Raw genomic sequence first — 21,550 nt, forward strand, 5'->3', positions numbered from 1 at the left:
ATGCGTTCGAGCTCATTTCGTTCATCTAGCGCGCTTCTTGGAATTGCTCTATAGAACACGCGGCTACGCCGCACGCCGATCCGGCGCGGGGCTCGGGCACTCCCGAGGCGGCGCGCGCGTCACGCGCATTAGGCCTTCGAACGGCGGTGTCCGCAAGGGCGCTCCGGTCGTGACCGCAACCCCTTGATCAGGATCAAGCCCGAATGGCCTCGCTCGACTCATTCAAAGCCCGCAGGACGCTCACCGCCGGCGGCAAGACCTACACCTATTACTCCCTCCCCGATGCCGAGAAGAACGGCCTGCCCGGCATCTCGAAGCTGCCCTTCTCGATGAAGGTGCTGCTCGAGAACCTGCTGCAGTTCGAGGATGGCCGCTCGGTCACCAAGGCCGATATCGAAGGCTTCGTCGCCTGGCTCGACGACAAGGGCACCGCCGGCAAGGAAATCGGCTTCCGCCCGGCGCGCGTGCTGATGCAGGACTTCACCGGCGTTCCGGCCGTGGTCGACCTCGCCGCGATGCGCGATGGCGTGAAGGCGCTCGGCGGCGACCCGCAGAAGATCAACCCGCTCGTGCCCGTCGATCTCGTCATCGATCACTCGGTCATCGTCGACGAGTTCGGCACGCCGAAGGCGCTCTCGCAGAACGTCGAGCTCGAATACGAGCGCAATGCCGAGCGCTACAAGTTCCTCAAGTGGGGCCAGGGCGCCTTCGACAATTTCCGCGTCGTCCCGCCCGGCACCGGCATCTGCCATCAGGTCAACCTTGAATACCTCGCCCAGACCGTCTGGACCCGCAAGGAGACCATCGACGGCGTCGAGGTCGAGGTCGCCTATCCCGACACGGTCGTCGGCACCGACTCGCACACCACCATGGTCAACGGCCTCGCCGTTCTCGGCTGGGGCGTCGGCGGCATCGAGGCCGAGGCCGCGATGCTCGGCCAGCCGCAGTCGATGCTGCTGCCCGAGGTGATCGGCTTCAAGCTGACCGGCTCGCTCAAGGAAGGCATCACCGCGACCGACCTCGTGCTGACGGTCACGCAGATGCTGCGCAAGAAGGGCGTCGTCGGCAAGTTCGTCGAGTTCTTCGGCCCCGGCCTCTACAACCTGACGCTGGCCGACCGCGCCACCATCGCCAACATGGGTCCGGAATACGGCGCGACCTGCGGCTTCTTCCCGGTCGATGCCGAGACGCTGGACTATCTCACCACCACCGGCCGCAAGGCGGACCGTATCGCGCTGGTCGAGGCCTACAGCAAGGCACAGGGCCTCTTCGCCACCCGCGAGACGCCCGATCCGGTCTTCACCGACACGCTCGAGCTCGATCTCTCCTCGGTCAAGCCCTCGATGGCCGGCCCGAAGCGTCCGGAAGGCCGCGTCGATCTCTCCGGCGTCAAGGCCGGCTTCGCCGCCGCCATGGACACCGACTACAAGAAGGGCGCCGAGATTTCGCGCCGCGTGCAGGTCGAGGGCGAGGATTTCGACCTCGGGCACGGTGACGTCGTCATCGCCGCCATCACCTCCTGCACCAACACCTCGAATCCATCGGTGCTGATGGCCGCGGGCCTGCTCGCCCGCAACGCGGTCGCCAAGGGCCTGAAGGTGAAGCCCTGGGTGAAGACCTCGCTGGCGCCCGGCTCGCAGGTCGTCGCCGAGTATCTCGCCAAGTCCGGCCTCCAGACCGATCTCGACAAGCTCGGCTTCAACCTGGTCGGCTTCGGCTGCACCACCTGCATCGGCAATTCCGGCCCGCTGCCGGCGCCGATTTCGAAGACGATCAACGAGAAGGGCCTGATCGCCGGCGCCGTCATCTCCGGCAACCGCAACTTCGAAGGCCGCGTCTCGCCGGACGTGCAGGCGAACTACCTGGCGTCGCCCCCGCTGGTCGTCGCCTATGCGCTCGCCGGCTCGGTCCAGATGGACCTGACCACGCAGCCGATCGGCACGGGCTCGGACGGCAAGGACGTCTATCTCAAGGATATCTGGCCCTCCAACAAGGAAATCCAGAGCTTCATCCGTGAGAACGTCACCCGCGCGATGTTCGAGGAGAAGTATGCCGACGTCTTCAAGGGCGACGCGCACTGGCAGGCGGTCGACGCCCCCAAGAGCGAGACCTATGCCTGGGACGACGCCTCGACCTATGTGCAGAACCCGCCCTATTTCCAGGGCATGGGCAAGAAGCCGGCCGCGATCGGCGACATCAAGGGTGCGCGCATCCTCGGCCTGTTCGGCGACAAGATCACCACCGACCACATCTCCCCGGCCGGTTCGATCAAGGCGGCCTCTCCGGCTGGCTCGTACCTGACCGAGCATGGCGTCGCGGTGGCCGACTTCAACCAGTACGGCACGCGCCGCGGCAACCATGAGGTGATGATGCGGGGCACCTTCGCCAATATCCGCATCCGCAACCACATGCTCGGCCCGAACGGCCGCGAGGGTGGCTACACCATCCACTACCCGACGAAGGAAGAGCTGCCGATCTACGACGCGGCGATGAAGTACCAGGCGGAGAAGGTGCCGCTGGTGATCTTCGCCGGTGTCGAATACGGCAACGGCTCCTCGCGCGACTGGGCGGCGAAGGGCACCAACCTTCTCGGCGTCAAGGCGGTGATCGCCCAGAGCTTCGAGCGCATCCACCGCTCGAACCTGGTCGGCATGGGCGTCGTTCCCTTCACCCTGCAGGAAGGCACGAGCTGGGCCTCGCTCGACCTGAAGGGCGACGAGATGGTCACCATCCACGGCCTCGCCAACGTCAAGCCGCGCCAGATGATGGAAGCCGAGATCACCTATGCCGACGGCTCGGTGAAGAAGGTGCCGATCCTCTGCCGCATCGATACGCTGGACGAGATCGACTACTTCAAGAACGCCGGCATCCTGCATTACGTGCTGCGCGGCCTCGCCGCCTGAGCCCGAAGCAGCGACAACACACTCATGGCCGGCGCTAGCCGGCCATGACGCATCGGGGACGCCTCCCGGTTGTCCTCGCGCCCGCCGCAGTGTAAGGGGGCGGTTCAGTCATCCTCGGTGGCGACTAGGGGCAGGCGCAGGGACGAGGTCCCGCGCTCGGATGTCGTCCGCCATCACCGACAACAGACGGGAGCACCCGCAGCATGTCCGCCACGTTCGAGACGGTCGCCGGCATCATTTCCGAAACCTGCGATATTCCGCGGGAGAAGATCACCCCGCAGAGCCACGCAATCGAAGATCTCGGCATCGACTCTCTAGCCTTCCTCGACATCGCCTTCGCGATCGACAAGGCCTTCGGCATCAAGCTGCCGCTCGAGCAGTGGACGCAGGAAGTCAACGAGGGCAAGGCCCCGGCCGAGCAGTATTTCGTGCTCGAGAACCTCTGCAAGCGCATCGACGATCTCGTCGCCGCCAAGAAGGCGTAACAGCCTTCCGCCGCCGCCGGACTTGAGCCGGCGCGCGGCTCCCGATAGAGCATAGGGGCCGTCGCGCGGATCAACCGATCCGTGTCGCGGCCTTGCGCCGTTCTGGTGCCCAGCAGACCTAAGGATCGCATGCGCCTCGAATATTTCGACATGATCGACAGGGTCGTGACCTTCGATCCGTCGCAGAAGCGCATCGTGACGCGCTCCACCGTTCCCGCCGAAAGCCCGGTCTTCGAGGGCCACTTCCCCGGCCATCCGCTGGTGCCGGGCGTGCTTCTGACCGAGACCATGGCGCAGGCTTCGGGCTATCTCCTGCTCGGTCTCAACGGGCTCTCGCAGATGCCGTTCCTGATGACGGTCGACAAGGCGCGCTTCCGCACCTTCGTCGAGCCCCGCACCGAACTCGAAGCCAGCGCCGAACTCGTCATCGAGGGCTCTGGCTACGCCGCGACCAAGGTGAAGCTGACCAGCGAAGGCAAGCCGATCTGCGATGCCGAACTGCGCTTCCGCCTGATGCCTTTCCCCGCCGATATGCGCGCGCTGATGCAGAGCCGCATCGAAGCCATCGGCCTGACGCCGGAGCCTGCCCCATGAACCGCCGCGACGTGGTCATCACCGGCATCGGCATCGCCTCCAGCCTCGGCGAAGGCGTCGAGGCCCATGCCGCCGCGCTCGCGGCCGGCAGCCCGCCGGTCGTCGATACCGAGAGCTTCAAGCCCTATCCGCTCCACCCGCTGGCGACGCTGGAGCTGGATCGGCAGATCCCGAAGAAATCCGACCAGCGCCAGATGGAGCCCTGGCAGCGGCTTGGCGTCTATGCCGCCGGCCTCGCTCTCGATTCCGCCGGGCTGAAGGACGATGCCGAGGCCAAGAGCGCCCTGCAGGTCATCGTCGCTGCCGGTGGCGGCGAGCGCGACCATGCCGTCGATGCCGCCATCCTCGAAGGCCTGCGCGGCGCCAACGAGCCCGGTGCCTTCCTGAACGAGCGCCTGATGGGCGATCTCCGGCCGACGCTCTTCCTGGCCCAGCTCTCCAACCTGCTTGCCGGCAATATCGCCATCGTCCATGGCGTCACCGGCCCGTCCCGCACCTTCATGGGCGAGGAGCAGGCCGGCGTCGACGCCATCCGCACGGCCCATGCCCGCATCGCGTCCGGCCAATCCGACCTGATGCTGGTCGGCGGCGCCTATAACGCCGAGCGGCGCGACATGCTGCTGCTCTTCGAGCTCGGCGGCTATCTGCACCGCGGCGATTTCAAGCCGGTCTTCGCGCGCGAGGACGCGCCCGGCCTGATCACCGGCAGTGCCGGCGCCTTCCTCGTACTGGAATCGGCCGAACGCGCCGCCGCGCGTGGCGCCAAGGCCTATGCGAAATTGAGCCACAGCGGCGCCGCACGCAGCCGCCGCGAGGCCGGCACGGTCCAGTCGGCGCTGACGACGCTGCTCGGCAGCTTCGGCGCGATCTCCGGCGACGCGCTCGCCATGTCCGCCGCGACCGGCTGCGCCGGCATCACCGGCGAGGAAGCGGCTGCCATCGCCGCGGCAGCGCCCTCCGCCAAACGCATCGCAACCGGCGATCTCGTCGGCCACGGCGTCGAAGCCGCTTTCCCGGTTTCGGTGGCGCTCGCGGCAATCGCCCTGTCAGCCGGACAGGCCAAGGAAGCGATCGTCACCGGCGCCGGCCACTGGCGTGGCGAGGGCGCCGCGCATCTCGTTCAAGCGTGAGGGTTGAAACCATGACCACGCATCGCGACGCCAAGGGTCGTCCGCTCGTCGCCGTCACCGGGCTCGGCGTCGTCACCTCGCTCGGCCAGGGCAAGGCGACCAACTGGCAGGCCCTGACCGCCGGGAAATCCGGCATCCACCGCATCGATCGCTTCCCGACGGAGGGGCTGAAGACCAGCATCGGCGGCACCGTCGATTTCCTGTTCGATGGCCCGTTCACCGCTCCCCAGCTCTCCGAAAAACTGGCGACGCTCGCGGCCGAGGAGGCCGTCGGGCAGAGCGGCATCGGCACGGCAGGCGATTTCCCGGGCGAACTCTTTATGGCGGTCCCGCCCGTCGAGATGGAATGGCCGCAGAAGCAGGAGCTCGCCCAGTCGATCGACGGCGAGGTCGACTATGACAGCCTGCTGCGCGCCGCTGCGACCCATAAATACAAGCCGATGCACGAGCTTTTCGTCTTCGGCGGCGTCGCCGACCATATCGCCGACCGGTTCGGCACCAAGGGCTCGCCGATCTCGCTCTCGACCGCCTGCTCCTCCGGCGCGACCGCGATCCAGATGGGCGTCGAAGCCATCCGCCGCGGCGACACGCAGGCCGCTCTCTGCATCGGCACCGACGGCTCGATCCATGCCGAGGCGCTGATCCGCTTCTCGCTGCTCTCGGCCCTCTCGACCCAGAACGACCCGCCGGAGGGCGCAGCCAAGCCGTTCTCGAAGAACCGCGACGGCTTCGTCATGGGCGAGGGCGCCGGCGCCCTGGTGCTGGAGGATTACGACCACGCGCTGGCGCGCGGCGCGACGATCCTCGGCGTCGTCGCCGGCTGCGGCGAGCGCGGCGACGGCTTCCATCGCACCCGCTCCAGCCCGGACGGCAAGCCCGCCATCCTCGCCATGCAGGATGCACTGGCCGATGCCGGCCTGACGCCCGACGATGTCGACTACATCAATGCCCACGGCACCTCGACGCCCGAGAACGACAAGATGGAGGCGATGAGCTGTGCCGCCGTCTTCGGCGAGCGCATGGCGAGTCTGCCGATCTCCTCGAACAAGTCGATGATCGGCCACACGCTGACGGCGGCCGGCGCGGTCGAGGCGGTGATCTCCTTCATGACCATCGCCAACGGCACGATTCCGCCGACGATCAACTACGTGAACCCGGACCCGGCCATCGCGCTCGATGTCGTCCCGAACACGGCCCGCAAGGCGAAGGTCAGGACGGTGATCTCCAATTCCTTCGGCTTCGGCGGCCAGAACACCTGCCTCGTGCTGACGGCGCCCCCGGAGGCTGCATGACCAAGATTCTCGTCACCGGCGGCGCCAAGGGCGTCGGCGCCGCGATCGTGCGCGCGCTCGCCGCGGCCGGCCACGATGTCGACTTCACCTTCCGCTCCTCCGCCGAACAGGCGAAGGCGCTGGCTGAGGAGATCGCCGCCAGCCATCCCGGCCGGGCGATCACGGCCCTGCCGCTCGATCTCTCCGACAAGGAGGCGCTCGACGCGTTCTGCGAGGCGCGCGAGAGCGAGAGCTATTTCGGCCTCGTCCACAATGCCGGCCAGCCCTACGATTCGCTTGCCGCAATGATGGCGCAGGACAAGGCCGAAGCGGCGATGCAGGTCAATTTCTGGGCCTTCACCCGCCTCGCCAAGAGCCTGATGCGCACCATGATCCGCGCCCGCGCCGGCCGCATCGTCGCGATCGGCTCCGTCGCGGCGCTGCGCGGCAACCCCGGCAACGCCGCCTATGCGGCGTCCAAGGGCGCCCTGATCTCCTATGCCAAGACGCTGGCCGTCGAGACCGGCAAGCGCGGCGTCACCGTCAACGTGATCGCGCCGGGTTTCGTCGATACCGACATGATGGCGCCTTACGCCGCCTATCGCGACATGATGCAGGGGCAGATCCCGGCCGGCCGCTTCGCCAAGCCGGAGGAGGTCGCCGGCCTCGCCGCGTTCCTGATGAGCGAGCCCGCCGCCTATATCAGCGGCACCGTGCTGCCGATCGATGGCGGCCTGACGGCGCAGCTCGGCGTGCATCGCTGAGTTCGACCAAAACCGCCGCTCATGGTATGGTTCACCTCGAACCGGAGTGAACCGACATGACGGCAGCCTTCACCATCCGCCTCGACGACGAGATGCTGGCCAAGCTCGACGCACTGGCCGCCGACACTGAGCGCTCTCGGAGTTGGCTCGCCACTAAGGCGATCGAGACCTATGTCGAGCTGAACGCCTGGCAAGTCGAGCAGATCAAGGCTGGCCTGGCGGAAGCCGACCGCGGCGAGTTCGTCACCGAAGCCGATCTTGATGCGATCGAGGCCGAGATTCAGGCCAAGATCGACCAGAAATGAGGATTGTCTGGACGCCAAGGGCGCAGCGCAATCTGCGCGATGCAGCGCACTATCTGACGCAGTTCAATCCTTATGCCTCCTTGTCGATGGTCCGCATGATCCGCGCCGCACCGACGCAACTGCTACATCATCCGGCAAGCGGCCGGCCCGGGCGCATCGAAGGCACTCGCGAACTCGTGGTTCCCGGGACATCGTATATCCTGCCCTATCGCGTGCACGATGACTCCGTTCAGATCATCGCCGTGATCCATACCTCCCGGCAATGGCCGGACAAGCTCTGAAAGCGTTTGAATCTCATGCGTTCCCTCCAGCTCCATGGCGACCGTGACCTCCGTCTCGAGGAGATCGAGCCGCCGCCGCCGCCCGCTCCGGGCGAGGTGCAGATCCGCATCAAGGCGGTCGGTCTGAACTATCTCGATCTCTGGGGCTTTCGCGGCATGGCCTTCGCCAAGCGCAAGATGCCGCAGGCGGCCGGCGTCGAGGCGGCCGGCGAGATCGTCTGCGTCGGCGAGGGCGTGACCGGCTTTGCGCCCGGCGACACCGTCACCGCCTATGGCGCCGACACTTGCGGCCAGTGCAAGGCCTGCCGCGAAGGCCGCGACAATCTCTGCGAGAACGTCGCCGGTATCATGGGCTTCCATATCGACGGCTTCGCCCGCGAAGTGCTGAACCGCCCGGCGCGCCTCACCATCAAGGCGCCGAAGGGCGTCTCCTTCGAGGATGCCGCCTGCGCGCCGATCGGCTTCGGCACGGTCCAGCATATGCTGTTCGACAATGCGAAGCTGGAGCCCGGCGAATCTGTGCTCGTCCATGCCGGCGGCTCGGGCATCGGCACGGCCGCTATCCTGATGGCCAAGGCGATCGGCTGCACGGTCTACACGACCGTCGGCGACGACGAGAAGGGCGCCAAGGCCAAGGCGCTCGGCGCCGATCACGTCATCAACTACCGCGAGGACCGCTTCGAGGGCGTCGTCCGCAAGCTCACCGGCCGCAAGGGCGTCGATGTCGTGTTCGAGCACGTTGGCGCCGACACCTGGAACGGCTCGCTGCTCTGCCTGAAGCGCGGCGGCCGGCTCGTCACCTGCGGCGCCACCTCCGGTCCGTCGGCGACGATCAACCTGATGCAGCTCTTCCAGCAGCAATACCGGATCACCGGTTCCTTCGGCTGCCGTATCGAGAATATCGCGCAGTCGCTGGAGAAGATGGCCGGCGGCATGAAGCCGGTGATCGATTCGGTCTTCCCGCTCGCCGAATTCGAGAAGGGCCTCGCCCGGATCGAGGGCCGGCAGGTCTTCGGCAAGGTCGTGATCGCGTTCTGATCGGGACCTGTTCCCCGCCAAGGACTTGACGCGGGCGGCTTCCTGCCCCAGATCGCCCGCTCAAGGCCCGGTCTTGCTCTCGGCACGGGCGTTCCAGAGCATTTTCAAGCGAAGTGGGCACCGGTTCGCGTGAAGAAAATGCGACCAACTAAATGGGCAGAGCAGGTGTGCGTTGCGCAGCAATGCGGACCTGCTCTGAGGCAGGACCGACCTTGAGACGATTGAAGGCAATCGCCGCGCGCATCGGCGCGGCGGCGATGATCGGCGTGATCCGCACCCTGTTCGCGTTCCTGCGCATGCTCGGCCCGGAGCGCGCCAGCGATCTCGGCGGTTGGCTCCTGCGCAGCGCGAGCCCGCTGATCCCGGTCAACCGCGTCGCGCTGGCCAATATCCGCGCCGCCTTCCCCGAGAAGGACGAAGCCGAGGTCAAGCGCATCGCGCGCGGCGCCTGGGAGAATCTCGGCCGCGTCGCCGGCGAATATGCCAATCTCAAGGCGCTCTTCGACTACGACTATCTCAACCCCGACAAACCTTCGCGCGTCGAGGTCAAGGGCATCGAGCATTTCATCGCGCTCAAGGATGACGGCAAGCCCGGCCTGATCTTCTCGACCCATCTCGCCAACTGGGAGCTGCCCGCGATCTGCGCGCAGACCTATGATCTGGAGACCACTGCGGTCTTCCGGGCGCCCAACGATCCCGCGATCGCCGCCGTCGTCCACGAGATCCGCTCCGGCGCGATGGGCGGGCTCGCCGCCGCCAGGCAGGGCGCGGCCTTCGCCATGCAGGGCGTGCTGGAGAATGGCGGCCATCTCGGCATGCTGATCGACCAGCATTTCACCCGTGGCGTCGTCGTGCCCTTCTTCGGCCGCCCGGCACTGACCAATCCGATCATGGGCAAGTTCGCCAAGCGCTTCGAATGCCCGGTCCATGGCGTACGCGTCATCCGCCTGCCCAATCACCGCTTTCGGCTGGAACTGACGCCGCCGCTCGACCTGCCGCGCGACGCCAATGGCGAGATCGACGTGCAGGGCGCGATGGCGATGATGACGGCCGTCGTGGAAGGCTGGGTTCGCGAATATCCCGAGCAATGGCTCTGGATGCATCGCCGCTGGCGGCCCAACATGATCTCGGCCGCCGCACGCGAGGCCTTCGATCACGCCAGCGCGACCGTGCCCGTTTTCAAGGCAACGTGATTTCCCTCGCAAGCCGATTGCGGGCTTTGGTAACCTCAGGAAAAGAAGTCGTCCGCAGAGTCCCGATCATGTTCCCTCGCCCGCGCCATCTCGCAGCGACCGTTGCCGCCTTTGCCCTCGGCATCGCGACCGCGCACGCGCAGACGCCGACGAAGGCACCCAAGGCCGTGATCGAGCTCTTCACCAGCCAGGGCTGCTCCTCCTGCCCGCCGGCCGATGCGCTGGTCGTCGAACTGGCCAAGGATTCCGAGCTGATCGCGCTGACCCTGCCGGTAACCTATTGGGACTATCTCGGCTGGAAGGACACGCTCGGCAAGGATTCCTTCGCCAAGCGCCAGAAATTCTACGCCAAGGCCCGTGGCGACGGGCAGGTCTATACGCCGCAGGTCGTCATCAATGGGGCCGCCCATGCGATCGGCTCGGAGCGAGCCGAGATCGAGAAGGCTGTCAGCCAGTTCGGCGCCACCGGCTTCTCCGCCCGCATCGCCCTGAAGGAAGAGAACGGCGCCCTCCAGATCAAGGTCGCGCCGACCGGCAGCGAGAGCGAGACCACGGCCGGCATCTGGGTCCTGCCGACCACGCATCAAGCGGCAGTGCCGATCACGCGCGGCGAGAACCAGGGCCGCACGCTCGCCTACGCCAATGTCGTGCGCGGCATGGTCCGCGTCGGCGACTGGACCGGCAAGGACGTGACCGTTACCGCGCCGCTCTCCGCCACACAGGCGCCGGAAGCCGACGGCTATGTCGTGATCGTCCAGGCCGAGCGGCCCAACAAATACGGCCACATGATGCCGGGCGCGATCCTCGGCGCCGCCAAGGGGCTGGCGAAGCGCTGAGTCGGGGCACCGGCCCCGGTTTAAAGCAGGATCACCTTGTTCGAGAGCTCATCGACATCGCCGGGCACCGGCGGCGCATGCTGGGCCAGCACGGCCCCGACCGAGCTTACGGCGGCGATCAGCCCTTCCGTCAGACGGTCCTCCCTCGCAGCAACGAGCAGCGGCTCGATGATGCCGCGCCAGGTATCCTTCTCGACCAGCCCGTCGATGCCGGTATCGGCGAGGATCTCGGCATAGCGCTCCTGCAGGGCGATATAGAGCAGCACGCCGGTGCGCCCCTTGGTCCGGGTGAGCCCGCGCGCCGTGAATTCCCGCAGCGCCACGTCATGCGCACGCCCGCGCTTGACGAAGCCGGGCACGAAACGCCCGCCCCGGCCATACCAGAGCAGGGTCGCCAGCAGGCCGGCCGCGCAGATCAACTGGATCAGGAAGATCCGCGGCGCGCTCATGACGGTGAGCCATAGCAGCGGCCACGGCACGAACAGCGCCAGCGTCAGCGCCATCATCACCGGGACGTTGCGATAGCTCGACGCCGCCCGGTCGATCACCACGACGATCTCGCCCGCAGTCAGGCTCTCGGCCCGACGCACGGCTTCCGCGATCGCATCCCTGTCGGCTGCATCCATCACCAGTCTCCCGAAGCCCCGCCGCCGCCGGAGGAGCCGCCGCCACCTGAAAATCCGCCACCGCCGGAGCTCCAGCCGCCTCCGCCGCCGCTCCAGCCGGAACTCGAGCCCGAACCGGTGCTCCAGCCCGTGCTCTGCGGCAGCGTCACCCATTGCCCGTTGCGCAGGCGATGCCGGCGCGCGCCGCCCTGCTGGCTCAGGCCGCGCAGGAAGGCGACGATGAACAGGAAGATGAAGATCATCGCGATGATGACGGCGATATCCTCGCCCAGCGTGCTCTCGTCGGAGCGCACCTCGGCTCGCCGCTGCCATTCCTCGGCATCGCCTGCGAGGATGGTCAGGATGGCGTCGACGCCGGCATCGATCCCCCCGGCGAAATCGCCTGTCTTGAACTTAGGCGCGATCGCCGTGGTGATGATGACCTTGGAGAGCGCGTCCGTCAGCGCGCCTTCGAGCCCATAGCCGACTTCGATACGGACCTTGCGCTCCTTCGGCGCGACGATCAGCAGCGCGCCGTTGTTCTTCGCCTTCTCGCCCAGCTTCCAGTGCCGGAAGAGCCCGTTGGCGAAATCCTCGATCGTGACGTCCTGCAGCGAGGGCACGGTCGCGACCACGACCTGATCCGAGGTCTTGTCCTCATGCGCCTTGAGCTTGTCCTCGAGCCGCTGCCGGACATCCGGCGCGAGCAGGTTGGCGCCATCGACGACAGGCCCGGTGAGGAGGGGATAGGTAGGCTCGGCTGCGAGGGCGGAGAAAGCGCAAAACAAAAGGAGGAAGAATGCGGAAACGCAACGCAGAACCCCTCTCCCACCCGGGAGAGGGGTTCCCCGCGCCTCTTCCGGCGAGGTCATCACAGCGTCAGAACTTCACCGCCGGTGGCCGCTCCGCGCCAGCGGTCGCCGTGAACGTCTCCATCGGCTTGGCACCCCAGAACAGCTTTGCCCAGATCACGCCCGGAAAGGTGCGGATCTCGGTGTTGAAGGCCTGTACCGCCTGGATGTAGTCACGCCGGGCCACCGCGACGCGGTTCTCGGTGCCTTCGAGCTGCGATTGCAGGGCGAGGAAGTTCTGGTTGGATTTCAGCTCGGGATAACGCTCGACGGTGACGAGCAGCCGGCCGAGCGCGCCCGTGAGCTGGTTCTGCGCGTCCTGGAATTCCTTGAATTTCGCGGGGTCGTTGATCGTGGAGGCATCGACCTTGACCTGGCTCGCCTTGGCGCGGGCCTCGACCACGGCGGTCAGAACCTCGCGCTCCTGCGCGGCATAGCCCTTCACGGTCTCGACCAGATTCGGGATGAGATCGGCGCGACGCTGATACTGGTTCTGCACCTCGGACCAGGCGGCCTTCGCCTTTTCCTCCAGCGTCGGCACATTGTTGTAGCCGCAGCCCGCGAGCACGACACCAAGCATGCCGAGGACAAGCCAGGTAAGCGGCCGGCGAAGATGAGTCACAATCGACATGCCGAAAACCCCTTTTGGCAACGTCAGAACAAGCGATTCGGACCTTACCCGCCAGCGCCCGCCCATCCAAGCTGTCAGGCCGCGACGAATGGCCTATCCTGCGCTCCTCACCGGAGCTTCGCCCATGCGCCTGCCTCTCTTCCTCACCTTGTCATCCGCCCTGCTGGCGACCCAAATCGCCGTCGCCCAGCCGCAAGCGCCCGCCCCGGAAGCGGCGACCGGGCGAGCGACCAAGACGCTCGGAACCGCCCAACGCTTCATGGCCGCCGCCGCCAATCCGCTGGCCGCGACGGCCGGGCGCGACATCCTGCGCGCCGGCGGCAGCGCGGCCGACGCCGCCATCGCCATCCAGCTCGTCCTCAATCTCGTCGAGCCGCAGAGCTCCGGCATCGGCGGCGGCGCCTTCTTCGTCCATTGGGACGAGGCCGGCCGCAAGGTGACGACGCTCGACGGCCGCGAGACGGCGCCAGCTGCCGCCAGGCCCGACCGCTTCATGAAGGACGGCAAGCCGATGCCGTTCCGCGAGGTCGTGGTCGGCGGCCGCTCGGTCGGCGTGCCCGGCACGCTGAAGCTGCTGGAAGAAGCACACCGCCGCTGGGGTAAGCTGCCCTGGGCGGATGTCGTCGCACCGGCGCTGAAACTAGCGGAGGAGGGCTTCGCGATTTCGCCCCGCCTGAACGGCCTGCTGGCCGGCGAAAAGGACCTGTCGAAGGATGCGCTGGCCGCCGCCTATTTCTATGAGCCGGACGGCAAGCCCAAGGCAGTCGGCACCGTCCTGAAGAACCCGGCCTTCGCCGCGACATTGCGCGCTGTCTCCTCCCAGGGTTCGGAAGCCTTTTACAAGGGCGCGATCGCCGAGGATATCGTCGCGACGGTCGCCGGCCATCCAACCAATCCCGGCGACATCACGCTTGCCGACCTCGCCACCTACAAGGTCGAGGAGCGCGAGGCGGTCTGCGGCGCCTATCGCATCTGGCGTCTTTGCGGCATGGGCCCGCCAAGCTCGGGCGCGGTTGCGCTCCAGCAGATGCTCGGCGTTCTCGAAGGACAGGATTTGCGCCGGATGGGGCCCGGCGCCGAGGCTGCGCACTGGTTCAGCGAGGCCGGCCGCCTCGCCTTCGCCGATCGCGCGCTCTATCTCGCCGACCCCGCCTTCATCAGCGTGCCCGTGCGCGGCCTGATCGACCGCGATTATATCCGTTCGCGCGCCGGGCTGATCAGCCCCGAGCGCTCGATGGGCCGGGCCAAGCCCGGTGACCCGCCGCATCGGCGCGCGCAGCTCCTCGCCCCCTCCGACGGCATCGAGAACGGCACCAGCCATATCTCCGTCGTCGATGCGGACGGCAACGCCGTCGCCATGACCACGACGATCGAGGATGGTTTCGGCTCGCGCCTGATGACCAAGGGCGGCTTCCTGCTCAACAACGAGCTGACCGATTTCAACTTCGCGCCCGAGGAGGACGGCAAGCCCGTCGCCAACCGCGTCGAGCCCGGCAAGCGCCCGCGCTCCTCGATGGCACCGACCCTTGTCTTCGATGCGTTCGGCCGGCTCTACGCGGTAGTCGGCTCGCCCGGCGGCAGCCAGATCATCGGCTATGTCGGGAAGACGCTGGTCGCCCTGCTCGACTGGAAGATGGACCCGCAACAGGCCGTCGATTTCGGCAATTTCGGCAGCCGCAACGGCCCGACCGAACTGGAGAAGGGCACGGAGGCAGAAGCCTGGAAGGCCGCGCTCGAAGCGAAGGGCCACGAGGTCCGCCTGCTGGAGATGACCTCGGGAACGCAGGCCATCGTCAAGACGCCGGAAGGCTTTCTGGGCGGCGCCGACGGCCGCCGCGAAGGCGTCGCGATCGGGGACTGAGGATATTACGGCTGTGCCGGGCGCTCGCCGCCAGCGCCGCGTCCGGCGATCAGCCAGTAGACGAAGCCCGTCGCCGCGCCGACCAGGAAGAGGCCGGAGATAATCTGGATTTCGGCCGTGCTCGGTGCCCGCGACAGCCGGAGCATGGCGAGCGGCAGCAGGGCCGCGAGCAGCCCGGTGAAGCCGCTCTGGAGCAGGCCGCTGCGCAGACGGAACAGTTCGGAGCCAACCGCGACCAGCACAACCGGCGCCACGATGATCGCCATGCCGAGCTTGCCGATCAGGGCAAAGGCCGCCTGCGCAGCCGGCGCCGGATCGACACCGCTCTCGGCGAGCCCGAACAGGATGTCGATCAAGCGCTCGATGCCGCCGCCGATCAGCATGGCCACGGCCGGCGAAGCGAAGCTCGCCATGCCCAGGAAGAACACGCCCGCCCCCATTGCGGCGAGGCAGGCGAACGGGATCAGCAGAATCCAGCGCAGCAAGGCTTACTCCGCCGCCACGGCCGGGGCGTCGGCCTGCGCCTCGTCCAGCATCAGGCGGGCACGGGCGGAGAGCTTCTCCGTCTCGCTCTTGAGCTGGCCGCAGGCGGCGAGGATGTCGCGTCCGCGCGGTGTGCGCACCGGCGAGGCATAGCCGGCACGGAAGACGATCTCGGAAAAGCGCTCGATCCGGTCCCAGTCCGAGCACTCGTATTTGGTGCCGGGCCAGGGATTGAACGGGATCAGGTTGATCTTGGCCGGGATACCCTTGAGCAGGCGCACCAGCTCGCGTGCCTCGGCATCGGAATCGTTCACGCCCTTCAGCATGACGTATTCAAACGTGATCCGTTTTGCATTCGAGAGGCCCGGATAATTCCGGCAGGCCTCGAGCAGGTCCTTGATCGGGTATTTCTTGTTGAGCGGCACCAGCTCGTTGCGCAGGTCGTCGCGCACCGCATGCAGCGAGATCGCCAGCATCGTGCCCATCTCATCGCCGAGCGGGCCGATCTGCGGCACCACGCCCGAGGTCGAGACGGTGATGCGGCGGCGCCCGAGCGACAAGCCCTGATCGTCGGTGATCACCGCGATCGCGTCGCGCACGCCGTCGAAATTATAGAGCGGCTCGCCCATGCCCATGAAGACGATGTTCGAGACGAAGCGCCCGCCATCGTTGGGCACGAAGGCGCCGTCCGGTGCCTTGCGGTTCGGGAAATCGCCGAGCCGGTCGCGCGCCACCATCAACTGGGCGACGATTTCCTCGGTCTTGAGGTTACGCACCAGGCGTTGCGTGCCGGTATGACAGAAGGTGCAGGTCAGCGTGCAGCCGACCTGGCTGGAAACGCAGAGCGTGCCGCGATCGACCTCGGGGATATAGACGCATTCGATCTCGGCGCCGCGATCATGCGGGCCGGTCGAGGGCATGCGCATCAGCCATTTGCGGGTGCCGTCGTTCGAGACCTGCTCGGCCGTGACGGTCGGCAGATCCAGCGAGAAACGCTCGGCGAGCTGCCCGCGCAGCCCTTTGCCGATCGTCGTCATCGCGTCGAACTCGCGCACGCCGTAATGGTAGATCCAGTTCCAGAGCTGGCCGACGCGCATGCGCCGTTCCTTCTCGGGCACGCCGATCTCGGCCAGCGCCTCGGTCAGGCCGGCGCGGGTGCGCCCGACCAGCGAAGGGCGTCGCAAAACGGGTTCGGCCGCCGGAGCGGCGGTAGCGGGAACGGATGCGGTCATCGGAGCTCTGTCGTCGCCCATCGGGGAAGGCGCGGGATTTCGCGGCTCCCTAGCACAATTCGGGCAAAAGCGGAAATCCGCCTCCGCGCGGATCATCCCAGCCACGGCGAAGCGGAGAACCGGGATGACGGCGTGGAGTCTTTCAGCCTTACTTGCAGGCGTCCTCGGCCCGCTTCACGATCTGGCTGATGCCGGCGAGCGAGTACTTGTCGCTGGTCGGGTTGCCGCGCTTGGAGGTGCCCTTGATCTCCAGTCCCGAGCCACGGCGCAGCGCGTCGAGCATGCGCGGCTCCTCGGCCGGGTTCTTCAGCCACATGTTCTGGCCCTTGGCGACCAGCGCGAAGCGCTCGTTGCCGATGATCGCCTGATGCTCGACCCCTTCCTTGAGGTCGAAGTTCATCACGAAGCTGATCTCGTTGCGCACGCCCTCGCCCGGCCGGCTGGAGACGAAGAGCAGACCTTCGACATCCTTGAGATTCGTGGGAATGCGGGTCTCGGCCTTGGACAAGGCGTAGCAGACCTTGGAGCGGCCCTGCTGCGAGGAGAAGGCCTGCCATTTGCCGGCGGTTTCCAGCAGCATCGCCTGGCCCTGGCCGGGGCTGGCTGCGGCAGCGGCGGCCGGAGCGGGCTTACCGCGCGGCTGGGCGGCAGCGCCTGTCGGCAGCAGCAGAACAGCGATGCCGCCCGCCGCGAGGGCGGCAGCAAGCGCAGAACGGAGGGCAGCGGCGCGGGAGGTGCGGAGGAACGAGCTGATCATGGACCGCCATCAGTCACTAAAAAACTTAATACCGCGTTTACCACCTGTTGATCAGGCGCGCTCACGCGGGGACGGCGGCATAGAGTGTCACGATCCTGGCGAAAATGCGAATGATCGCCCGCCGGTTCCGTACCACCTTCGGCCATGGCAGAATCGGAATCGACGAGGACAAAGGCGGATCGACGATGAAGGCCCTGCTCTGCGACCATTATGGCCCGGCCGAGGAACTGGCGATCCGCGACCTGCCCGATCCGGAGCCCGGCCCCGGCGAGGTCGTCGTCGCGGTGAAGGCGGCCGCCCTCAACTTCTTCGACACGCTGATCATCCAGGGCCGCTACCAGACCAAGCCGGCCTTCCCGTTCTCGCCCTCGGCCGAATGCGCCGGCACGATCAGCGCCCTCGGCGAGGGCGTGACCGGCTGGCAGGTCGGCGAGCGCGTCGCGGCCTGGCTGGGCTATGGCGCGGCGCGTGAAAAGGTCGCGGTCCCCACCGAGCAGCTCATCCGTATTCCCGAGCGGCTCGACGATGCGCAGGCGGCCGGCCTCTTCGTGACCTATGGCACCGCGATGCATGGGCTGATCCAGCGTGCCGGACTGAAAGCCGGCGAGACGCTCGCCGTCCTCGGCGCCTCCGGTGGGGCGGGGCTCGCTGCAGTCGAGATCGGCGCCCTGCTCGGCGCCCATGTCATCGCCTGCGCCTCCTCGCCCGACAAGCTGGCGCTCGCCCGCGAGCACGGCGCGCAAGAGGAGATCGACTATGCCCGTGACGACATCCGGGCCCGCTTGAAGACCGTCACCGAAGGCCGCGGCGTCGACGTGCTCTACGACACGGTCGGCGGCGAATTGGCCGAGCCGGCCCTGCGCGCGATGGCCTGGGAAGGGCGCTATCTCGTCGTCGGATTCGCCGGCGGCGAGATCCCGAAGATCCCGCTCAATATCCTGTTGCTCAAGGGCTGCGACCTGCGCGGCGTGTTCTGGGGCGATTTCGTGCGGCGTGACCCAGCCGGCCATCGCCGCAACATGGAACGCCTGCTGGACTGGGCGGCAGGCGGCCATATCCGCGCCCATGTCCATGCCACGATCCCGCTCGAACGCTGGACCGACGCTTATGCGCTGATCGCCGACCGCAAGGCGAAGGGCAAGATCGTCCTGACGCTGTGACGGAGCCTTACAGCTCCGCCATCGCCTTCTTCGCCCGCTCGCGATGCTCGATCGTGATCGAGCCGGCGACGGCTGCGATCGCGGCGGCGATCACCGCCGCATCGTCGGTGAAGCCGAGCAGCGGCATGATGTCGGGAATGGCGTCGATCGGCAGCACGAAATAGCCGAGCGCGGCGAGCAACGTCATCCGCACGCGCCGCGGCGTCGCCGGATCGCGCGCACAGAACCACGCGGCCAGCAGGTCCTCCGCAAACGGAATACGCTTCGCGACGCGCTTGAGCCGGGCCATGAAATCGGCACCGAACTTCGCCTCGTCGCGCAGGCTCTTGCGGATCGCCTCCATCTCCTCGCGGCTGAAGCTTGCGCTGAACCCCTCGCTCATCCCTGTCTCACTCCTTGGCGTTCGATGACGCCGATGATCGCGCGCCTGTCATTGGCGCGCCCTATCGAAAGATGGCCCCGGCGCAATCCTGCACAAGAGGCGGTTCCGAAAACCCGCTTGGAACCGCGCGAAACGCCCTCTAAACCGGCTGTCAGAACAAGATTGACGGGAAACGCGCCATGAAACTCGATTCCTCCCTCGCCGCCATCGTCACCGGTGGCGCCTCCGGCCTCGGCGAGGCGACCGCGCGCATGCTGGCGGGCCAGGGCGTCAAGGTCGCGCTGCTCGACCTCAATGCCGAGCGCGGCGAGGCCGTCGCCAAGGAGATCGACGGCATCTTCGCTCTCTGCGACGTCACCAGCGAGGCGTCGGTCGACGAAGCCCTGGCCAAGGCCCGCGCGGCTCATGGCGTCGCCCGCATCATCGTCAACTGCGCCGGCATCGCGCCCGGCCGCCGCGTCGTCTCGAAGAAGCGCGACACCGGCGAGCTCGTCGCGCATGACCTCGCCACCTTCGAGAAGGCGGTCGCGATCAACCTGAACGGCACCTTCCGCGTCATCGCCAAATCGGCGGTCGCCCTCGCCGGGCTCGACCCCGTCACCGAGGATGGCGGCCGCGGCATCATCATCTGCACGGCTTCGGTCGCGGCCGAGGACGGCCAGATCGGCCAGGCCGCCTATGCCGCCTCCAAGGCCGGCGTCGTCGGCATGACCCTGCCGATCGCGCGCGATCTCGCCGGCGTCGGCATCCGCATCGTCACGATCATGCCCGGCCTGTTCGAGACTCCGATGTTCGCCGGCCTGCCCGACGACGCCAAGGCCTCGCTCGCCGTCTCCGTGCCGCATCCTTCGCGCCTCGGCCGCCCGGCGGAATATGCCGCGCTCGCCCGCAGCATCATCGAGAACGACATGCTGAACGGCACCGCGATCCGCCTGGACGGCGCCATCCGCCTCGCGCCGAAATAGGCCTCAGACGATGCGATAGACCTCGCCGGCGCTGCGATCCCGGTAGAGGTCCACGCGCTCGCCATTCCAGTGATAGTCGAGATGCCGGCCCTGAACCGGGCGGCTCGCGCCATCGGGATAGAACAGCCCGGCGCATTCGCCGCCGGGGCAGCGCACGCTGGGATAGGCGATCCCGGCCGAACCCAGCGCCCGCAGGCCGATGCCGAGCGCCTGGCTCGCGGTGTAGTCCGTCGGATCGAGCGCCGCGGCTGCTTCGGCTCCAAGCGGCCGAATATCGTGAAGCGCCGCGTCGATCTCCAGCACGATCTCGCGGAATTGCGAGGTCCAGCCCGGCGGCTGCGCTGTCGCCAGCATGAAGCGGGCGTGGTGATGGATCGTCTCCAGCAGCGCCACCTCGAAGCGATCGCCGACATAGAGCACGCCGAAGCTGCCATCGCTGAAGCGGCTCGGCCGGTCCGGGCTGACATGGGTGAAGGGCGCCATCAGCCAGCTCGCGCCCGGCCCCGAGACGCGCCGCGCCGCCGGCACCAGATCGAGATTGCCGATCGTCTCCATCAGACGCGGATTGGTCTTCTGCTCGGCCGCGATCAGGAGCGGCCAGTCGGCGGGATCGGCGATATCCTCGAACAGGTCGATCGGCGGGAAGATGCTGCGGATGATCCGGACCGCCCCGCGCCATTCGATCTCCGCGACCGGCAGGCTCGCCAGATCGATCACCAGGCGCCCCGCTCGGCATCGAGCAGGCGCCGCACCCGCATCAGATCGGTCAGTTCGCCGCCCAGCATGACATCCAGCGCCGGCTTGCCGCCAAAATCGCTGTTTGGGCGCTTGATCCAGTCGTAGCCGCGCTGCGGCTCGGTGAAGATCAGCCTGAGCGCCTTGTGAATGCCCATCAGGTTGGATAGCCGGGCCTTGCCGTCGCGCGAGATGCGCCCGATCTCGCCGGCTTTCCAGCGCCGGTAGCTCCGGACCGGCAGGTCGATCAGAACGGCCGCGTCCTCGTCGGTGATCCGCCAGAGCCGGAACAGGTTGACCGCGGCGCGGAACATCGCGGCAGCCTCGTCATCCGTGATCGGATCGGGGACGAAATCGCGCTGGGCCGTCTCGATGCGCAGCAGGCCGGTCATGGCATTGCTCTCCATTTGGCATAGAATGGAGATAATCTTGCCAAATGGCAAGAGACGGCAATTCTTGGCCTATTCCTCGGTCTTCGCCGGCTTGATCTCGTGCTTCAGGATCAGGGGCGTCTGGGCCAGCGCGAAGGCCATGGTCAGCGGCATCACGCCCCAGACCTTGAAGGCGACCCAGAAATCCTGGGTCTGCGTGCGCCAGACCACCTCATTGATGGCCGCCAGCACGAAGAAGAACAGGCCCCAGCGGAAGGTCAGCTTGCGCCAGCCTTCCTCGTCGAGCTGCAGCACGGTCTCCAGCACCAGCGAGAGCAGCGAGCGCCCGAAGAACAATCCGCCGAGCAGGACCGAGCCGAACAGCGCGTTCACGATGGTCGGCTTGACCTTGATGAAGAAGGCATCGTCCAGCGCCAGCGTCAGCCCGCCGAAGACGGTGACGACGATCGCGTTCACGATCGCCATGCGCGGCAGATAGCCCATCAGTGCTCGCGACAAGGCCAGCGCGATCAGCGATGCCGCGATGAAGATGCCGGTCGCAACGAAGATGCGCCGGTCCTCGGCCACGCCGAGCAGCCGGTCACCATAGGAATTGGCGAAGAAGAAGATCGCCAGCGGCCCGAATTCCAGCGCGAGCTTGAGCAGCGGATTGACCGCCTTGCCCTTCTCCGCCGCGCCTGCCGGTTGCTGCATCGT

General features: G+C 67.2%; 24 protein-coding genes. 14 read left to right on the plus strand and 10 right to left on the minus strand.

Annotation, left to right across the window (positions count from 1 at the left end; genetic code table 11):
- Positions 1-203 precede the first annotated feature (203 nt).
- The 11 genes from acnA to WFK61_RS24210 all read left to right on the plus strand — a co-directional run bounded on the left by acnA (position 204) and on the right by WFK61_RS24210 (position 10,800).
- Positions 204-2,903: an aconitate hydratase AcnA gene (acnA, locus tag WFK61_RS24160; protein WP_336814604.1), complete on the plus strand. Its 2,700-nt coding sequence runs from the start codon at positions 204-206 to the stop codon at positions 2,901-2,903.
- A gap of 203 nt (positions 2,904-3,106) precedes the next feature.
- Positions 3,107-3,388 carry an acyl carrier protein gene (locus WFK61_RS24165; protein WP_047580420.1) on the plus strand — a complete coding sequence of 94 codons (282 nt, stop codon included), beginning with the start codon at positions 3,107-3,109 and terminating at the stop codon, positions 3,386-3,388.
- Positions 3,389-3,517: 129 nt separating this feature from the next.
- Entirely contained in the window at positions 3,518-3,982 is a 465-nt protein-coding gene (locus WFK61_RS24170) for a 3-hydroxyacyl-ACP dehydratase FabZ family protein (RefSeq protein ID WP_336814605.1), read from the plus strand.
- Positions 3,979-5,112, plus strand: coding sequence for a beta-ketoacyl-ACP synthase (locus WFK61_RS24175; RefSeq protein WP_336814606.1), 1,134 nt, complete (start codon positions 3,979-3,981; stop codon positions 5,110-5,112). Before WFK61_RS24170 ends, WFK61_RS24175 begins: the two co-directional genes overlap by 4 nt.
- 11 nt (positions 5,113-5,123) lie before the next feature.
- A complete protein-coding gene (locus tag WFK61_RS24180) occupies positions 5,124-6,404 on the plus strand; it encodes a beta-ketoacyl-ACP synthase (RefSeq protein ID WP_336814607.1) in 1,281 nt (426 codons plus the stop codon).
- Positions 6,401-7,147: an SDR family oxidoreductase gene (locus tag WFK61_RS24185; protein ID WP_336814608.1), complete on the plus strand. Its 747-nt coding sequence runs from the start codon at positions 6,401-6,403 to the stop codon at positions 7,145-7,147. The genes WFK61_RS24180 and WFK61_RS24185 overlap by 4 nt, the downstream gene beginning before the upstream one ends.
- Positions 7,148-7,203: 56 nt before the next feature.
- Positions 7,204-7,452: a CopG family ribbon-helix-helix protein gene (locus WFK61_RS24190; protein WP_265056986.1), complete on the plus strand. Its 249-nt coding sequence runs from the start codon at positions 7,204-7,206 to the stop codon at positions 7,450-7,452.
- Positions 7,449-7,733 (plus strand): type II toxin-antitoxin system RelE/ParE family toxin, encoded by a 285-nt coding sequence (locus WFK61_RS24195; protein WP_336814609.1) that lies wholly within the window; start codon positions 7,449-7,451, stop codon positions 7,731-7,733. The genes WFK61_RS24190 and WFK61_RS24195 overlap by 4 nt, the downstream gene beginning before the upstream one ends.
- A gap of 15 nt (positions 7,734-7,748) precedes the next feature.
- Positions 7,749-8,771: a zinc-binding dehydrogenase gene (locus WFK61_RS24200; protein WP_336814610.1), complete on the plus strand. Its 1,023-nt coding sequence runs from the start codon at positions 7,749-7,751 to the stop codon at positions 8,769-8,771.
- A 182-nt stretch (positions 8,772-8,953) separates the two neighbouring features.
- The gene (locus tag WFK61_RS24205) at positions 8,954-9,964 is read left to right on the plus strand and encodes a lipid A biosynthesis lauroyl acyltransferase (protein ID WP_442896366.1); all 1,011 of its coding nucleotides are present in this window, start codon (positions 8,954-8,956) and stop codon (positions 9,962-9,964) included.
- Positions 9,965-10,032: 68 nt separating this feature from the next.
- Positions 10,033-10,800, plus strand: a complete 768-nt coding sequence (locus WFK61_RS24210; protein WP_336814612.1) for a DUF1223 domain-containing protein — start codon at positions 10,033-10,035, stop codon at positions 10,798-10,800.
- A gap of 20 nt (positions 10,801-10,820) precedes the next feature.
- Here the strand turns inward: WFK61_RS24210 and WFK61_RS24215 are convergent, their stop codons facing one another.
- The 3 genes from WFK61_RS24215 to WFK61_RS24225 are packed head-to-tail and all read right to left on the minus strand — an operon-like array spanning position 10,821 to position 12,887.
- Entirely contained in the window at positions 10,821-11,426 is a 606-nt protein-coding gene (locus tag WFK61_RS24215; RefSeq protein WP_336814613.1) for a TPM domain-containing protein, read from the minus strand.
- A complete protein-coding gene (locus WFK61_RS24220) occupies positions 11,426-12,277 on the minus strand; it encodes a TPM domain-containing protein (RefSeq protein ID WP_442896367.1) in 852 nt (283 codons plus the stop codon). Before WFK61_RS24220 ends, WFK61_RS24215 begins: the two co-directional genes overlap by 1 nt.
- Positions 12,278-12,284: 7 nt before the next feature.
- The gene (locus tag WFK61_RS24225) at positions 12,285-12,887 is read right to left on the minus strand and encodes a LemA family protein (RefSeq protein ID WP_442896369.1); all 603 of its coding nucleotides are present in this window, start codon (positions 12,885-12,887) and stop codon (positions 12,285-12,287) included.
- 124 nt (positions 12,888-13,011) lie between these two features.
- Between WFK61_RS24225 and ggt the strand changes: the two genes are divergently transcribed.
- The gene (gene ggt / locus WFK61_RS24230) at positions 13,012-14,748 is read left to right on the plus strand and encodes a gamma-glutamyltransferase (RefSeq protein ID WP_336814615.1); all 1,737 of its coding nucleotides are present in this window, start codon (positions 13,012-13,014) and stop codon (positions 14,746-14,748) included.
- Between the two features lie 5 nt (positions 14,749-14,753).
- Here ggt and WFK61_RS24235 read toward each other — a convergent pair whose 3' ends face one another.
- The 3 genes from WFK61_RS24235 to WFK61_RS24245 form a co-directional block, all read right to left on the minus strand.
- Positions 14,754-15,233 (minus strand): hypothetical protein, encoded by a 480-nt coding sequence (locus WFK61_RS24235; protein WP_336814616.1) that lies wholly within the window; start codon positions 15,231-15,233, stop codon positions 14,754-14,756.
- A gap of 3 nt (positions 15,234-15,236) precedes the next feature.
- Positions 15,237-16,463, minus strand: a complete 1,227-nt coding sequence (gene rlmN / locus WFK61_RS24240) for a dual-specificity RNA methyltransferase RlmN (protein ID WP_336814617.1) — start codon at positions 16,461-16,463, stop codon at positions 15,237-15,239.
- A gap of 148 nt (positions 16,464-16,611) precedes the next feature.
- Positions 16,612-17,220 (minus strand): invasion associated locus B family protein, encoded by a 609-nt coding sequence (locus WFK61_RS24245; protein WP_336814618.1) that lies wholly within the window; start codon positions 17,218-17,220, stop codon positions 16,612-16,614.
- A 185-nt stretch (positions 17,221-17,405) separates the two neighbouring features.
- On the opposite strand from WFK61_RS24245, the gene WFK61_RS24250 reads away from it, so the two are divergent.
- Complete coding sequence (locus WFK61_RS24250; RefSeq protein WP_336814640.1) at positions 17,406-18,380, plus strand: NADPH:quinone oxidoreductase family protein; 975 nt, start codon at positions 17,406-17,408, stop codon at positions 18,378-18,380.
- Between the two features lie 7 nt (positions 18,381-18,387).
- Here WFK61_RS24250 and WFK61_RS24255 read toward each other — a convergent pair whose 3' ends face one another.
- The gene (locus WFK61_RS24255) at positions 18,388-18,723 is read right to left on the minus strand and encodes a YkvA family protein (RefSeq protein WP_336814641.1); all 336 of its coding nucleotides are present in this window, start codon (positions 18,721-18,723) and stop codon (positions 18,388-18,390) included.
- A 218-nt stretch (positions 18,724-18,941) separates the two neighbouring features.
- Between WFK61_RS24255 and WFK61_RS24260 the strand changes: the two genes are divergently transcribed.
- Positions 18,942-19,727, plus strand: coding sequence for an SDR family NAD(P)-dependent oxidoreductase (locus WFK61_RS24260; protein WP_336814619.1), 786 nt, complete (start codon positions 18,942-18,944; stop codon positions 19,725-19,727).
- Between the two features lie 3 nt (positions 19,728-19,730).
- Here WFK61_RS24260 and WFK61_RS24265 read toward each other — a convergent pair whose 3' ends face one another.
- From WFK61_RS24265 to WFK61_RS24275, 3 genes are all read right to left on the minus strand, one after another.
- Entirely contained in the window at positions 19,731-20,447 is a 717-nt protein-coding gene (locus WFK61_RS24265; RefSeq protein ID WP_336814642.1) for an RES family NAD+ phosphorylase, read from the minus strand.
- Positions 20,441-20,854 carry an MbcA/ParS/Xre antitoxin family protein gene (locus WFK61_RS24270; RefSeq protein WP_336814620.1) on the minus strand — a complete coding sequence of 138 codons (414 nt, stop codon included), beginning with the start codon at positions 20,852-20,854 and terminating at the stop codon, positions 20,441-20,443. Before WFK61_RS24270 ends, WFK61_RS24265 begins: the two co-directional genes overlap by 7 nt.
- A gap of 69 nt (positions 20,855-20,923) precedes the next feature.
- A complete protein-coding gene (locus WFK61_RS24275) occupies positions 20,924-21,547 on the minus strand; it encodes a septation protein A (RefSeq protein ID WP_336814643.1) in 624 nt (207 codons plus the stop codon).
- Positions 21,548-21,550 lie beyond the last annotated feature (3 nt).

The organism is Allobosea sp. MMO-172 (assembly GCF_037147855.1).
GTDB lineage: Bacteria > Pseudomonadota > Alphaproteobacteria > Rhizobiales > Beijerinckiaceae > Allobosea.

Coding starts and splice junctions, on each gene's coding strand:
- acnA (WP_336814604.1), top strand. CDS start 204: ATGGCCTCGCTCGACTCATTCAAAGCCCGCAGGACGCTCACCGCCGGC.
- WFK61_RS24165 (WP_047580420.1), top strand. CDS start 3,107: ATGTCCGCCACGTTCGAGACGGTCGCCGGCATCATTTCCGAAACCTGC.
- WFK61_RS24170 (WP_336814605.1), top strand. CDS start 3,518: ATGCGCCTCGAATATTTCGACATGATCGACAGGGTCGTGACCTTCGAT.
- WFK61_RS24175 (WP_336814606.1), top strand. CDS start 3,979: ATGAACCGCCGCGACGTGGTCATCACCGGCATCGGCATCGCCTCCAGC.
- WFK61_RS24180 (WP_336814607.1), top strand. CDS start 5,124: ATGACCACGCATCGCGACGCCAAGGGTCGTCCGCTCGTCGCCGTCACC.
- WFK61_RS24185 (WP_336814608.1), top strand. CDS start 6,401: ATGACCAAGATTCTCGTCACCGGCGGCGCCAAGGGCGTCGGCGCCGCG.
- WFK61_RS24190 (WP_265056986.1), top strand. CDS start 7,204: ATGACGGCAGCCTTCACCATCCGCCTCGACGACGAGATGCTGGCCAAG.
- WFK61_RS24195 (WP_336814609.1), top strand. CDS start 7,449: ATGAGGATTGTCTGGACGCCAAGGGCGCAGCGCAATCTGCGCGATGCA.
- WFK61_RS24200 (WP_336814610.1), top strand. CDS start 7,749: ATGCGTTCCCTCCAGCTCCATGGCGACCGTGACCTCCGTCTCGAGGAG.
- WFK61_RS24205 (WP_442896366.1), top strand. CDS start 8,954: ATGCGGACCTGCTCTGAGGCAGGACCGACCTTGAGACGATTGAAGGCA.
- WFK61_RS24210 (WP_336814612.1), top strand. CDS start 10,033: ATGTTCCCTCGCCCGCGCCATCTCGCAGCGACCGTTGCCGCCTTTGCC.
- WFK61_RS24215 (WP_336814613.1), bottom strand. CDS start 11,426: ATGGATGCAGCCGACAGGGATGCGATCGCGGAAGCCGTGCGTCGGGCC.
- WFK61_RS24220 (WP_442896367.1), bottom strand. CDS start 12,277: ATGACCTCGCCGGAAGAGGCGCGGGGAACCCCTCTCCCGGGTGGGAGA.
- WFK61_RS24225 (WP_442896369.1), bottom strand. CDS start 12,887: ATGTCGATTGTGACTCATCTTCGCCGGCCGCTTACCTGGCTTGTCCTC.
- ggt (WP_336814615.1), top strand. CDS start 13,012: ATGCGCCTGCCTCTCTTCCTCACCTTGTCATCCGCCCTGCTGGCGACC.
- rlmN (WP_336814617.1), bottom strand. CDS start 16,463: ATGACCGCATCCGTTCCCGCTACCGCCGCTCCGGCGGCCGAACCCGTT.
- WFK61_RS24245 (WP_336814618.1), bottom strand. CDS start 17,220: ATGATCAGCTCGTTCCTCCGCACCTCCCGCGCCGCTGCCCTCCGTTCT.
- WFK61_RS24250 (WP_336814640.1), top strand. CDS start 17,406: ATGAAGGCCCTGCTCTGCGACCATTATGGCCCGGCCGAGGAACTGGCG.
- WFK61_RS24255 (WP_336814641.1), bottom strand. CDS start 18,723: ATGGAGGCGATCCGCAAGAGCCTGCGCGACGAGGCGAAGTTCGGTGCC.
- WFK61_RS24260 (WP_336814619.1), top strand. CDS start 18,942: ATGAAACTCGATTCCTCCCTCGCCGCCATCGTCACCGGTGGCGCCTCC.
- WFK61_RS24270 (WP_336814620.1), bottom strand. CDS start 20,854: ATGACCGGCCTGCTGCGCATCGAGACGGCCCAGCGCGATTTCGTCCCC.
- WFK61_RS24275 (WP_336814643.1), bottom strand. CDS start 21,547: ATGCAGCAACCGGCAGGCGCGGCGGAGAAGGGCAAGGCGGTCAATCCG.